Below are 12,730 nucleotides of genomic sequence, written 5' to 3' on the forward strand. Positions count from 1 at the left end.
CGGCGAAGATACTAGTGGCTACGACAGTTCCCGAAACATTAGCTACTATTCTTGCGCGACAACCACGATATTTAGCTGATTTCTTCGATGTAACGCTTGTAACTAGTCCAGGTCAGGAACTCAAAAAAGTCGCCGCAAGGGAAGAAGTAACCGTCATGGCTGTGCCGATGGTTCGTGGCATAAGCTTAATAAAGGACATTACATCCGTTATTTCTATGTGCCAAAGCATTAGAAGGGTTAAGCCGTCGATAATACATTCTTATACTCCAAAGGCTGGTCTCGTCTGTATGCTCGCCGGGTGGATCTGCGGTGTGCCAATCCGTATACATACGTTCACCGGGCTCATATTTCCGACGGAATTGGGCTTTCGACGAAGGCTTTTAGTTTGGACTGATCGGATCCTGTGTGCATGTGCAACACACCTTGTACCAGAAGGAGAGGGTGTAAAGCGGGACTTAGAAAGATATCGCATCACTAAAAAACCTTTAAACGTGATCGGATACGGGAATATCGCTGGTGTAGATGCAAGTTTTTTTGCTCCGACGGCTTTGGGGGTTGCGCCTTCTGCGACATGTCTAAGAAATCGACTGGGGCTGAAAGATGATGATTTTGTCTTCTGCTTTGTCGGTCGATTAAATAAGGATAAGGGGCTAAGTGAGCTATTGGCAGCATTTAAGACCTTGCCGCAAACAGCGAATTTGCTTTTGGTAGGTAAGATTGATGTCACTTCACCTTTACTCCAAAGGGATATAGAGATAATACGTTCGCATCCGCGGATTTTCGAGTTGGGTTTTGTCGATGATGTACGTCCTGCGTTGGCTGTAAGTAACGTGCTTGTTCTTCCCAGTTATCGCGAAGGGTTCCCGAATGTACTGCTTCAAGCTGGCGCGATGGAACTACCCGCGATCGCTACTGATATCAACGGATGTAATGAGATCATAGAAAAAAATTTCAACGGTTGGCTAGTTCCCGCACGTGAAGTAAAACCGTTGGCTGATGTAATGTTATATGCTCTAGAAGCGTCGCGCACTTTGCTTCGTGAAATGGGTAAACGCGCAAGGATTCGTGTAACAGAGCGGTTCTGTCAAAAGGATCACTGGAAACGCATGGTTCTATTCTACCGGAATGTCTTGGGTGAGTGAAATCTCTTGAATTTCTCAGGAATTTATGCCATGGATTTCTTTGATCGGCCATGCTTTGATCCTTCCTGCTAAAGATACAGCCAGATTTTAATTATGTACGAGCTATTTGCGCTGAGCTCTACTTTCTTTTTTTGTATTTTTATTGAAATGAAAAATGAATTTTGCTTTTGTTGTAAAAACTTCCAGGTAAAACATGAAGCGTTTCTTTGACTTAATTGTGGCAATGGTCGCGTTGTTTATTTTGAGCGTTCCATTGCTTTTTCTGATCTTTGTGATTTACAAGAAGATCGGTAGCCCAGTCTTCTTTCGTCAGATTCGTCCGGGAAAAGGTGGCCGACCCTTTCAGATGGTCAAGTTCCGATCGATGACTCAAATGGAAGGTCCAGACGGACGCCTTCTGGCCGATGCTGATCGCCTTACACCGTTTGGCCGCTTTCTACGCGCTACTAGTCTGGATGAGCTCCCTGAACTATGGAATGTACTTAAAGGGGAAATGAGTTTAGTTGGGCCGCGTCCTTTGTTAATGGAATATCTGCCCCTTTACTCGATCGAACAGGCACGGCGGCATGAGGTTCGTCCAGGCATTACAGGCTGGGCTCAAGTTAACGGGCGCAATGCTTTGACCTGGGAGGAGAAATTCGAGCTTGACATCTGGTATGTCGATAATCGATCCCTGTGGATGGATGTAAAAATACTTTGGCTAACAGTAAAAAAGGTTTTTATCCGTGAAGGAATCACGGCGACTGGCGATGCGACTATGCCGCGCTTTATGGGTAAAGCTAAAAGGTGAGAAGCGGTAAAATGAAACGATATGCGATTTTTGGTGCGAGTGGCTTTGGAAGAGAAGTTTTGCCGTTGATGCGCCATCAACTTCAAGCGGCGGAAGATTCTTGGGATCTCGTTTTCGTGGACGATAATGCTCAGGTTGCTTTTCAGAACGGACATCGGGTCACGTCATATATGGATTGGTTGAAGGAACCTGCAGACGCTCGTTATGTAGCTATTGCAGTTGCCAACAGTCAGGCACGTGAGGAGATTGCACTTCGTTGTGCGTCAGATGGAGTAGGTTTCGTTGACGTGAAAGGTCAAAATGTCGTAACGCTTGACGAAATATCAATTGGTCCTGGGGCGGTGCTCTGCCCGTTTGTTACGATTACCAGCAATGTCCGAATTGGTAAGCAGTTTCACGCGAATATATATAGCTATATCGCGCACGACTGCATTATTGGTGATTTCGTTACGTTTGCTCCTGGCGTGCACTGCAATGGCAACGTCGTTATTGAGGATCATGCATATATTGGGGCGGGAGCCATCATCCGGCAAGGCAAACCCGGTGATCCCCTCATTATCGGTGCCGGTGCTGTAGTCGGGATGGGGGCGGTGGTGACTCGGGGAGTTGCACCTTTAACAACAGTGATAGGCAACCCTGCGCGACCGATGCAGGTTTAAGTTTAAGGTTGATAGTAGAGATGTTAAATATCCCGTTTTCCCCTTGGCCTTCGTTTACGGATGAGGAAGCAACCGCCGTTCAACAAGTGCTACTCTCCAATAAAGTCAACTACTGGACAGGTAACGAAACCAGGCAATTTGAACGCGAATTCGCCGCCTGGTCCGGGACGCCGCACGCTGTAGCGCTGGCAAATGGCACCCTTGCATTGGATGTCGCCCTCAAGGCTATAGACATTGGCCCAGGCGACGAGGTAGTAGTAACGCCGCGCACCTTCATTGCAAGCATCTCCTGTGTCGTTAACGCGGGCGCGACGCCGGTATTCGCAGATGTAGAGCTCGACAGCGGCAACATCTCCGCCGCCACCATCGAAAAAGTATTGACGCCACGTACGCGCGCTGTGATCTGTGTCCACCTGGCCGGATGGCCCTGTGACATGGATCCGATCATGGACTTGGCGGAAAAGCACGGCTTCCAGGTCATTGAAGACTGCGCCCAGGCGCATGGCGCGATGTACAAAGGCAAAATGGTCGGGTCGATCGGCCACGTTGGTGCATGGAGTTTCTGTCAAGATAAAATCATGACCACCGGTGGCGAAGGCGGCATGGTTACAACCAATAATGAATTTCTTTGGCGTAAGATGTGGTCTTTCAAGGATCATGGAAAGAGCTACGAAGCCGTCTACGAGCGTGAGCATCCCCCGGGTTTCCGTTGGCTGCATGAGAGCTTTGGTACCAACTGGCGCATGCTCGAAATGCAAGCGGTAATCGGAAGGATCCAGCTGACGCGTATGGTTGAGTGGACGAAAGCGAGAACCGCTCACGCCGAAGCGATCTGGAACGCCTGCCGCGGGTATGACTGTGTGCGCGTGCCTGAAGTACCGCAGGGCGTCACGCATGCGCATTACAAATGCTACGTGTATGTTCGTCCGGAAAAGCTGGGTGCCGGATGGAGCCGCGATCGCATCGTTGACGAGATCAACAAGATTGGCGTCCCTTGCTACCAGGGTTCGTGTTCCGAGGTCTACCTGGAAAAGGCATTCGATGGCACAGGTTTCCGTCCAGCGGAGCGGCTACCGGTTGCCCTGGAGTTGGGCGAAACCAGTCTCATGTTCCTCGTCCACCCTACGCTCACGGGGCAGGAGATCGATGTCATGTGCAGTGCAATCCATCAAGTGTTAAAAGCTGCGGCATAAGCTGTCACGCGGTTCAGTTGAAAAATAGGGCTAAAAGCTGTTTGGAAGAAATGATGAGTAAGTTTGCTGATCTGCTGTTGGCGCTGCCGCGCGGTGCCAAGCGCGCCCTTGCGCTCGCGGTCGACGCTGGCTTGTGCGTCGGGTCGGTATGGCTGGTTTTTGGGCTCCGGCTGGAACACTGGGAGTTCATGACCGTCCCGCAGATCCGCGCAGTCGTTGCGGCTGTCGGTATTGTTCTTCCATTCTTTGTCATATCGGGAATGTACCGGGCGATTTTCCGGTTTTCCGGAACCGCTGCGATGCTGGCGCTTGTCAAGTCGTGCACGGCTTTCGGTCTCCTTTATCTGCTGTTATTCACGTTTATTGGTATTGCCGGGGTGCCACGTAGCGTCGGGCTTAGCGTGCCTTTAGTGCTTTTCGTCACTACCGGTGCAAGCCGACTTCTCGCACGCTACTGGCTGGGGGGGAAGTATGTTCGCGTCCTCAACCGTAGATCTTTGCCACAAGTTCTGATCTACGGTGCGGGTTCCGCTGGCCGTCAGTTGGCGGCGGCGCTTGCCAATAGCGGCGAGGTCGTCGTACGTGGCTTCATCGACGACGCCTCCGGCTTGCGGGACAGCACGCTCAACGGCTTGCGTATTTTCTCTGCCTCAAAACTGCCTGAACTGGTCAATCATCGCGGTGTGACCGACCTTCTTTTGGCAATGCCCGGCGTCGGCCGTGCCCGCCGTGCGGAGATCGTGGCCGACATCCAGGCACTCAAGCTACCGCTGCACGTACGAACCTTACCGCGCTTGGCGGATCTCGCGCAGGGCAAAGTGCATGTGCGCGACCTGCACGAACTGGATATCGAAGACCTGCTGGGTCGTGATCCGGTTCCCCCGGATGATGACCTGCTTCACCGCAATATCCGTGACAAGGTGGTGCTGGTAACTGGCGCGGGCGGATCGATCGGCAGCGAACTGTGCCGGCAGATCGTCAAGCTGGAGCCGGCCACGCTGGTCCTGGTAGAAGTAAGCGAATTTGCCTTGTACACTATCCACCAGGAGCTACAGGCCCTTGCGGAAGGCACCAGCGTACGGGTGTTGCCCATGCTCGCATCGGTGCGGGATGAGCCGCGCATGCGCGAGATCATGCGCACCTGGCTTCCGGACACGATCTACCACGCTGCGGCCTACAAGCATGTGCCGCTGGTGGAGCACAACCCGGCGGAAGGCGTGCGCAATAACGTGCTGGGTACTTACGTTACCGTCAAGGTGGCGGCGGAGTGCGGCGTCAACGATTTTGTGCTGATCAGTACCGACAAGGCGGTGCGCCCTACCAATGTGATGGGTGCGAGCAAGCGCCTGGCCGAGCTGGTCCTGCAGGGCATGGCGCAGCGCGGTGGCGCTACCCGCTTCTCGATGGTGCGCTTCGGTAACGTGCTGGGTTCCAGCGGTTCCGTCGTGCCCCTGTTCCGCGCGCAAATAAAGGGCGGCGGGCCGATCACGCTCACCCATGCGGACATCACGCGCTATTTCATGACCATTCCGGAGGCGGCGCAACTGGTGATCCAGGCGGGCGCGATGGCGGAAGGGGGCGACGTGTTCGTGCTGGACATGGGCGCCCCGGTGCGCATCATCGACCTGGCGCGCCGGATGGTCGAGTTGTCGGGCTTGTCGGTCAAGGACAAGCTGAATCCGGATGGGGACATCGCGATCGTCACCACCGGCCTGCGCCCTGGTGAAAAGCTGTACGAAGAACTGCTGATTGGCGATAACCCGACCGAAACCGCGCATCCGCGCGTGATGCGCGCGCGCGAAGAAGCGATTCCCTGGGACCATCTGATGAAGCGGATGGCGGCGCTCGAGGCGGCACTGGGCGCAAATAATGTCGCCCAGATCAGGCAGCTCTTGCATGAGCTGGTCCCGGGTTACCGGGCAGCGGACGAGATCGTGGACTGGGTGTATCTGGAGCAGGCGAAGCAGGCGAAGCAGGCCTTGCTCGTTGCTAACAGTTAAGCCAGTCCTCGATTAGTTGTGCAGGTTGGCGCAAGGCCGGCCTGCGCGCGGCGCAGGAGAGTAAAAGAGTTGCTGGCCAGCCTCCGCTTGCTGGCACACCTCCAGTAGATCGTCCGCCCACTGCGGATAGACCGGCTCGCCGCCGGCGCTGATCGTCGCCTGGTACTCCCGAAGGGCATCATGTGCCATGGCCCGCAAACGTTCTATTTTTTCCATCGTTCGATCTCCCGTCCCTTGGATGTGCTTCGCATGTGTATGACGAGTTCTTGCGTGCTATTGATTTTAGTTTAGCACGATGTTTCGGCGCGCTCGCTTGGTCTGACAAGAAATAGTTACATTGTCACAGTTGCTTGCGTTTTCATAATATTCGGCGGCACATTCTGTTGTTGTTTTTCGTTGTGGCGCGACAGCTTCTTCCATCACCGAGGGCAACAATCTTTTGGCAAGCCAACTTGCCGATGATAAACTGTTCCGCTTGCCTGTTTTACACCGACCTCCACGTGTTCCCCATCTTAAAAAAATCCCTCAAGTACTGTTCGTACGTATGGCTTCTGCTCGGCGTGAGCGCCACCGCGGGCGCCAGTCCGACCCTGCAAGGCCAATCCGGCTACATCAACATGCCCAGCGCCGCTGTAGAAGCGGACGGCACCTTCAGCATGGGCTACAGCTATGACCGGCCGTATGGTTCGCTGTGGCTGACCTCGACCATCCTGCCGATGCTGCAGGTAACCGGCCGCTACGTATCGATTACTGGAACGAGGGCGTTTGCAGATGTGAAGGACCCGGACTGGAAAGGCTATGGGCGCTACAAGGACAAGGTAGCCGACGCCAAACTGAACCTGTGGCAAGAGGGGACATACTTGCCGGCAGTCTCAGTCGGCGCCACCGACCTGCTCGGCACCGAGCTCTTCAAGAGTCAATATGTCGTAGCGACCAAGACCTTCGGCAGTGCCCGGAACGTGGAAGCCAGCATCGGCTACGGCAGGCAGCGCCTGGACGGCGCATTCGCAGGAGCCCGCTGGTATTCGCTCACTGTACCGGGCCTGGCAGTAGCAGCCGAGTACGACGCCAACGATTACACCCATGACTATGACGCGGTGGCGACCGGCGCGGCAAGGCGGAAAAAAGGTCCGTCCGTCGCTCTCGAGTACCGCTGGGGCTGGCTGGGCGCCCAGCTCGCGCGGCAGCGCGACCATTTCAGCGCTAACGCCTACATCAGCATCCCGCTGTCGGAACGTGAATTCGTTCCCAAGCTCTACGAGCCGGCGCCTTACGACGCAAGCAAGGCGCCCACGCGGGTTTCGGCGGAGCAATGGCGCCAGAGCGCAAGCCGTGGCGCCGAACTGGTGCAGGCACTGGCCAGACAGGATTTCAAGAATATCCGCATCGAGCTCGACGGCGACACGCTCAAGCTCACGCTCACGAACAACCGCATCGCCAACCTCGGCCGTGCGGTTGGCCGGGCCGCCCGCACCGCGCTCGCGTTCGCGCCGGCGGGCACGTACGCGATCCACATCACCTACACCCAGCTCGAACAGCCGATTGCCACCTATGAGTTTTCCGACCTGCAGCGTCTGACGGATTACTTCACCGGCCTGGCGAATCGCGAGTCCTTCCTGCAAACCGTGCGCGTGCGTTACGCCAATCCGGCGGACCAGCTCGGCGGCGAGCAGCAAGGCCTGCTTGCCGCAGTGCGGGAAGAAGACAACGGCCTGGCGGTGCAGGTGGGCGAGGACGGCAACATCGTCCAGCTGGTGTCGGAAGACCGCGAAGCCAACCGCTTCAAGGTCGTGCCCAAGCTCGGCTTCTATTTCAACGACCCGAGCGGCGCGCTGCGCTACGAAGTCGCGGCGGCGGCCAATTACGACCGGCGCCTGGGCCAGGGCACTTACCTGAACAGCGCGTTCAAGCTGAACCTGTTCGAAAACATTTCCGGCGTCACCCAGCCGTCGAACAGCCTGCTGCCCCACGTACGCACCGATATTGCCGAGTACAAGCGCAGCAGCCGCTTCAAGCTCAACAAGCTGATGCTGAACCAGTACCTGACGCTCGACGAGCGCCTGTACGCGCGCGCCTCCGCCGGCTTCTATGAAGAGATGTACCGCGGCGTCGGCGGCCAGGTGCTCTACCTGCCGAAGGCCAGCCAGTGGGCGGCCGATATCAGCGTCGATGCCTTGCAGCAGCGCGGCTACCGGGGCTGGTTCGACAAGCGCGATTACCAGACCGTTACCGCCCTCGGTGCGCTGCACTACAAGCTGCCGTACGACGTGACCGCCACCGCGCGGGCGGGCCGCTTCCTGGCCCGTGACGAAGGCGTGCGTGTCGAATTCAAGCGCCGCTTTGCGTCCGGCGTGGAAATCGGCGCCTGGTACACCAGGACCAACGGCAAGGACACCACGAATCCGGGCACGCCAAGCAACCCTTACCACGACAAGGGCATCTTCCTGTCGGTGCCGCTGAACATCATGCTGCCGGTGGATTCGCAGGCCAGCGCGGGGGCCAGCATCGCGCCGTGGACCCGTGACGTCGGCCAGATGGTCGCCAGTCCGGGCGACCTGTACGAGCTGTTCGAAAACCAGCGCCGCGACCTGACGACCTACGACGGACTCGGCAACTTTGGCGAGCGCCGCGACGAGCAGAGCCTGCCGGCTGTCAACCCGGCGATGCGCCCGGTGGTCAGTCCGTGGCCGGCCTTCCGCTGGTGCCTGGAGCAGTCGTTTTCGACCACGCCGACCCTGCCGCAATGGGCCAAGGGCACGGCAGCGGCCGGCGGCGCGGTCCTGGCCGGCGCCTTGCTGGACAAGCCGGTCGACCGCTTCATGAAAAAGCATGCGGGTTCCAGCCTTGCCCACAAGTGGGACCAGGTCGGCAAGGCCACGCCGGTGCTGTTTGCCGGCGCCGCGGCCGGTGCGCTGGCCTTTGGCGACGCGCGCATGCAGAACACAGGCTACATTGCGCTGGAGTCCATCGTCGGGGCAGGGGCCTTGTCGGTGGCGGCCAAGCGCGTCATCGGCCGCGCCCGTCCTGGCGAGGAAGCGGGGCGCTGGAGCCGCACCGCGGACCGTTCGAACGCTTCCTTCCCGTCCAACCACGGCGCCATCGCGTTTGCCGCGATCACGCCCTTCGCGCAGGAATACGATGCGCCCTGGCTGTACGGCGTGGCCGCCATCGGTTCGCTGGGCCGCACCGCCGGCCGCCAGCACTGGGTGTCCGACGTCGTTGCCGGCGGTGTGCTCGGTTATGCGATGGGCAGCTGGCTGTGGCAGACCCAGCGCGACAACGCACGCTCGGGCCTTGCCGTCAGCCCGGGGCCGAAGTCGCTCAGCGTGGCCTGGAGCGGCAGCTACTGATTGTGCCCGCGCAGCGCCCGGCACGTACAATACCGGGCATGTACGCACAAACAGGAGCAGTCCATCCATGATCTTGACCACCGGTGGCGCCGGATTCATCGGCAGTAATTTTGTGCTGGACTGGCTCGCCGGATGCGACGAGCCGGTGCTCAACCTGGACAAGCTGAGCTACGCCGGCAACCTGCATAACCTGGCCAGCCTGGGCGGCGATCCACGTCATGTATTCGTGCAGGGCGACATCGGCGATGCCGCCCTGGTGCGCAGGCTGCTGGACGCGCACCGGCCGCGCGCGGTCCTCAACTTTGCCGCCGAGAGCCATGTCGACCGCAGCATCCACGGCCCGCAAGACTTCATCCAGACCAACATCGTCGGCACCTTCCACCTGCTCGAAGCGGTGCGCGCCTACTGGAGCGGCCTGGCGCCGGCGGAAAAGGCGGCCTTCCGCTTCCTGCATGTGTCGACGGACGAGGTGTATGGTTCCCTGGGCCTGGACGAGCCGGCCTTCAGCGAAACCAGTCGCTACGAGCCGAACAGTCCTTATTCGGCAAGCAAGGCGGCCAGCGACCACCTGGTGCGGGCCTGGCACCATACCTACGGCCTGCCGGTACTCACCACCAATTGCTCGAACAATTATGGGCCCTGGCACTTTCCGGAAAAGCTGATCCCGCTGTGCATCCACAATGCGCTGGCCGGCAAGCCGCTGCCGCTCTACGGCGATGGCCGGCAGCGGCGCGACTGGCTGTACGTGGGGGACCACTGCGCGGCCATCCGGCGCGTGCTGGAAGCGGGGCGGTTGGGCGAGGTTTACAACGTCGGCGGCTGCAACGAAAAGACGAATCTCGAGGTCGTAACCACGCTCTGCGATATTCTCGATGCCTTGCGCCCGCGCCCCGACGGACGATCCTACCGGACCCAGATCGCCTTCGTGGCCGACCGTCCGGGCCACGACCGCCGCTATGCAGTCGATGCGGGCAAGATCGGGCGCGAGCTGGGCTGGAGGCCGGCGGAGACCTTCGAAAGCGGACTCCGCAAGACGGTGCGCTGGTATCTCGACCACCCGGACTGGGTGGAGAATGTGACCAGCGGCGCCTATCGCGAGTGGGTCGGCAAGCAGTACGGAGCGTAGATGAAGATTCTGTTGACGGGCAAGGACGGCCAGCTGGGGTTCGAGTTGGCACGGGCGCTGGCGCCGCTGGGCGAGGTGCTGGCGGTCGGCCGCGCGAACTGCGACCTGGCCGACGCCGATGCTTTGCGCGCGCTGGTGCGCAGTTATGCGCCGGATGTCATCGTCAACCCGGCCGCGTATACCGCCGTCGACCGGGCCGAGTCCGACCGTGATACCGCCTTTGCCGTGAATGCGCGGGCGCCGGGCGTGCTGGGCGAGGAAGCCGCGCGCCTCGGTGCGCTGGTGGTCCACTATTCGACCGATTACGTGTTCGACGGCAGCGGGCAGGCGCCCTACACGGAAGCCGATAGTCCCGCGCCGCAGAACGTCTACGGCCGCAGCAAACATGCCGGCGAACTGGCGCTCGCCGAGGCTTGCCCGCGCCACCTGATCATGCGCACCAGCTGGGTGCTGGGCGCCCAAGGCGGCAATTTTGCGAAGACCATGCTGCGCCTGGCCGCCGAGCGTGGACAGTTGCGGGTCGTCGACGACCAATGCGGCGCGCCCACCTCGGCCGGCTTGCTGGCCGACCTCACTGCCCATCTGGTGCGGCAACATGCGCGCGAAGGCGGGCAGGCCTTTCCTTATGGGATTTACCATGTGGCGGCATCGGGTGAAACCAGCTGGTACGACTATGCCCGCTTCGTGCTCGGTGCTGCGCGGGAGGCAGGTATGCCGCTCCGGGCCGGGCCGGAAGATGTGCTGCCGGTGCACACTGCGGCGTATCCGACGGCGGCAAAGCGCCCGGCCAACTCGCGCCTCGATACCGGCCGTTTCCGGCATGCCTTCGGGCTGCGCTTGCCGCCATGGCAAGATGGTGTGCGTCAGGTGCTGCAGCAAATAATCCAGAAAGACATCGATGCTTGATACCAAACGCAAGGGCATTATCCTGGCCGGTGGCTACGGCACCCGGCTATATCCGGCCACGCAGGCGGTCAGCAAGCAGCTGATGCCGGTCTACGACAAACCCATGGTCTACTATCCCCTCAGCACACTGATGCTGAGCGGGATCCGTGATGTTCTCCTGATCAGCACGCCGCACGACCTGCCGCGTTTCGCCAGCCTGCTCGCCGACGGCAGCCAATGGGGCATGCATATCGAGTATGCCGTGCAAGCATCGCCGGACGGCCTGACACAGGCCTTCGTTATCGGACGCGATTTCATCGGCAAGGATCCCTGCGTGCTCATCCTTGGCGATAATATTTTCTATGGACACGACCTGGCGGCCCACCTGAAGCGCGCGAATGCACGCGTCGACGGCGCGACCGTGTTCGCCTACCACGTGCAGGATCCGGAACGCTACGGCGTGATCGAATTCGACGGCATGGGGCGCGTGGCAAGCATCGAGGAAAAGCCCCGGGCGCCAAAGTCCAACTATGCGCTGACCGGGCTATATTTCTGCGACAACAAGGTCTGCGATATTGCCGCCGGCATCATGCCGTCCGCGCGCGGTGAACTGGAAATCACGGACCTTATCCGGACCTATCTCGCGCAGGACCAACTGAAGGTCGAAGTCATGGGGCGTGGCCTGGCCTGGCTGGATACCGGCACCCACGACAGCCTGCTGGAGGCGTCCAGCTTCATCGCCACGCTGCAGAAGCGCCAGGGCTTGCAGGTGTCCTGTCCGGAAGAAATCGCTTATCGCCAGGGCTGGATCAGCGCCGCCGACCTCGAAAAGCTGGCCTCGCCTTTATCCAGCAACAGTTATGGCGACTACCTGCTGAAATTGCTGAAATCCTCCTGACCATGCCGTTTACGCTCATCCCCACCGCGATTCCCGATGTACTGCTGCTGGAGCCGAAAGTCTTCAGCGACGATCGTGGTTATTTCTTCGAAAGTTATAACGCCCGCGATTTTCGCGAGTCGACCGGCATCGAGGTCGAGTTCGTCCAGGATAACCACAGCCTGTCGGAAAAGGGCGTGTTGCGCGGGCTGCATTACCAGATCCATCATCCCCAGGGCAAGCTGCTGAGGGCGGTGCAGGGGAGCGTGTTCGATGTCGTGGTCGACCTGCGCAAGTCGTCGCCCAGCTTCGGGCGCTGGGCCGGGGTGCTGCTCAGCGCCGACAACCGTCGGCAACTGTGGGTGCCGCCCGGCTTCGCCCATGGTTTCCTGGCCCTGAGCGACACGGCCGAAATGCTCTACAAGACCACCGATTACTGGTATCCGGAGCATGAACGCAGCTTGCTGTGGAAGGACCCGGCCGTCGGCATCGCCTGGCCCCTGGATGGCGAACCCCGGCTGGCTGCGAAGGATGCGGCAGCCAAGCTGCTCAGCGGGGCGGAATTGTTCGACTGACAGCTCTTGGGCAAGGAAACGTCACCGAGCCGGCAGGATTGATTTGTGTTGCACTTAGGCCTCGAAAGAGCACCAAGGCGTCAGCCTTTTTGTTTAAGTGAGGAAACTAGTTTTGGTACAATCGAAGGTTTTC

Annotated in this window: 11 protein-coding genes; 10 read left to right on the forward strand and 1 reads right to left on the reverse strand. The window is 59.1% G+C overall.

The window, feature by feature from the left end; translation table 11 throughout:
- Positions 1-14: 14 nt before the first annotated feature.
- The 5 genes from ACFPO9_RS05270 (at position 15) to ACFPO9_RS05290 (ending at position 5,784) form a co-directional block, all read left to right on the forward strand.
- Complete coding sequence (locus ACFPO9_RS05270; RefSeq protein ID WP_379768126.1) at positions 15-1,142, forward strand: glycosyltransferase family 4 protein; 1,128 nt, start codon at positions 15-17, stop codon at positions 1,140-1,142.
- A 193-nt stretch (positions 1,143-1,335) separates the two neighbouring features.
- Positions 1,336-1,932, forward strand: coding sequence for a sugar transferase (locus ACFPO9_RS05275; protein ID WP_379768129.1), 597 nt, complete (start codon positions 1,336-1,338; stop codon positions 1,930-1,932).
- An 11-nt stretch (positions 1,933-1,943) separates the two neighbouring features.
- Positions 1,944-2,591: a NeuD/PglB/VioB family sugar acetyltransferase gene (locus tag ACFPO9_RS05280; RefSeq protein ID WP_379768131.1), complete on the forward strand. Its 648-nt coding sequence runs from the start codon at positions 1,944-1,946 to the stop codon at positions 2,589-2,591.
- Between the two features lie 20 nt (positions 2,592-2,611).
- The gene (locus ACFPO9_RS05285; protein ID WP_379768134.1) at positions 2,612-3,784 is read left to right on the forward strand and encodes a DegT/DnrJ/EryC1/StrS family aminotransferase; all 1,173 of its coding nucleotides are present in this window, start codon (positions 2,612-2,614) and stop codon (positions 3,782-3,784) included.
- A gap of 50 nt (positions 3,785-3,834) precedes the next feature.
- Positions 3,835-5,784, forward strand: a complete 1,950-nt coding sequence (locus ACFPO9_RS05290) for a polysaccharide biosynthesis protein (protein WP_379768137.1) — start codon at positions 3,835-3,837, stop codon at positions 5,782-5,784.
- Positions 5,785-5,796: 12 nt separating this feature from the next.
- Here the strand turns inward: ACFPO9_RS05290 and ACFPO9_RS05295 are convergent, their stop codons facing one another.
- Positions 5,797-6,000 carry a hypothetical protein gene (locus ACFPO9_RS05295; protein ID WP_379768140.1) on the reverse strand — a complete coding sequence of 68 codons (204 nt, stop codon included), beginning with the start codon at positions 5,998-6,000 and terminating at the stop codon, positions 5,797-5,799.
- Between the two features lie 344 nt (positions 6,001-6,344).
- On the opposite strand from ACFPO9_RS05295, the gene ACFPO9_RS05300 reads away from it, so the two are divergent.
- The 5 genes from ACFPO9_RS05300 to rfbC all read left to right on the forward strand — a co-directional run bounded on the left by ACFPO9_RS05300 (position 6,345) and on the right by rfbC (position 12,597).
- Positions 6,345-9,134, forward strand: a complete 2,790-nt coding sequence (locus tag ACFPO9_RS05300; protein ID WP_379768143.1) for a YjbH domain-containing protein — start codon at positions 6,345-6,347, stop codon at positions 9,132-9,134.
- A 67-nt stretch (positions 9,135-9,201) separates the two neighbouring features.
- Positions 9,202-10,260, forward strand: a complete 1,059-nt coding sequence (gene rfbB / locus ACFPO9_RS05305; RefSeq protein ID WP_379768146.1) for a dTDP-glucose 4,6-dehydratase — start codon at positions 9,202-9,204, stop codon at positions 10,258-10,260.
- Positions 10,261-11,166, forward strand: a complete 906-nt coding sequence (gene rfbD / locus ACFPO9_RS05310; protein WP_379768149.1) for a dTDP-4-dehydrorhamnose reductase — start codon at positions 10,261-10,263, stop codon at positions 11,164-11,166.
- Positions 11,159-12,043 (forward strand): glucose-1-phosphate thymidylyltransferase RfbA, encoded by an 885-nt coding sequence (gene rfbA, locus ACFPO9_RS05315; protein ID WP_379768152.1) that lies wholly within the window; start codon positions 11,159-11,161, stop codon positions 12,041-12,043. Before rfbD ends, rfbA begins: the two co-directional genes overlap by 8 nt.
- A gap of 2 nt (positions 12,044-12,045) precedes the next feature.
- Positions 12,046-12,597 carry a dTDP-4-dehydrorhamnose 3,5-epimerase gene (rfbC, locus tag ACFPO9_RS05320; protein WP_379768155.1) on the forward strand — a complete coding sequence of 184 codons (552 nt, stop codon included), beginning with the start codon at positions 12,046-12,048 and terminating at the stop codon, positions 12,595-12,597.
- Positions 12,598-12,730 lie beyond the last annotated feature (133 nt).

This window comes from Massilia aerilata, assembly GCF_042656905.1.
GTDB lineage: Bacteria > Pseudomonadota > Gammaproteobacteria > Burkholderiales > Burkholderiaceae_D > Telluria > Telluria aerilata.

Coding starts and splice junctions, on each gene's coding strand:
- ACFPO9_RS05290 (WP_379768137.1), top strand. CDS start 3,835: ATGATGAGTAAGTTTGCTGATCTGCTGTTGGCGCTGCCGCGCGGTGCC.
- ACFPO9_RS05275 (WP_379768129.1), top strand. CDS start 1,336: ATGAAGCGTTTCTTTGACTTAATTGTGGCAATGGTCGCGTTGTTTATT.
- ACFPO9_RS05285 (WP_379768134.1), top strand. CDS start 2,612: ATGTTAAATATCCCGTTTTCCCCTTGGCCTTCGTTTACGGATGAGGAA.
- rfbB (WP_379768146.1), top strand. CDS start 9,202: ATGATCTTGACCACCGGTGGCGCCGGATTCATCGGCAGTAATTTTGTG.
- rfbA (WP_379768152.1), top strand. CDS start 11,159: ATGCTTGATACCAAACGCAAGGGCATTATCCTGGCCGGTGGCTACGGC.
- ACFPO9_RS05295 (WP_379768140.1), bottom strand. CDS start 6,000: ATGGAAAAAATAGAACGTTTGCGGGCCATGGCACATGATGCCCTTCGG.
- rfbC (WP_379768155.1), top strand. CDS start 12,046: ATGCCGTTTACGCTCATCCCCACCGCGATTCCCGATGTACTGCTGCTG.
- rfbD (WP_379768149.1), top strand. CDS start 10,261: ATGAAGATTCTGTTGACGGGCAAGGACGGCCAGCTGGGGTTCGAGTTG.
- ACFPO9_RS05280 (WP_379768131.1), top strand. CDS start 1,944: ATGAAACGATATGCGATTTTTGGTGCGAGTGGCTTTGGAAGAGAAGTT.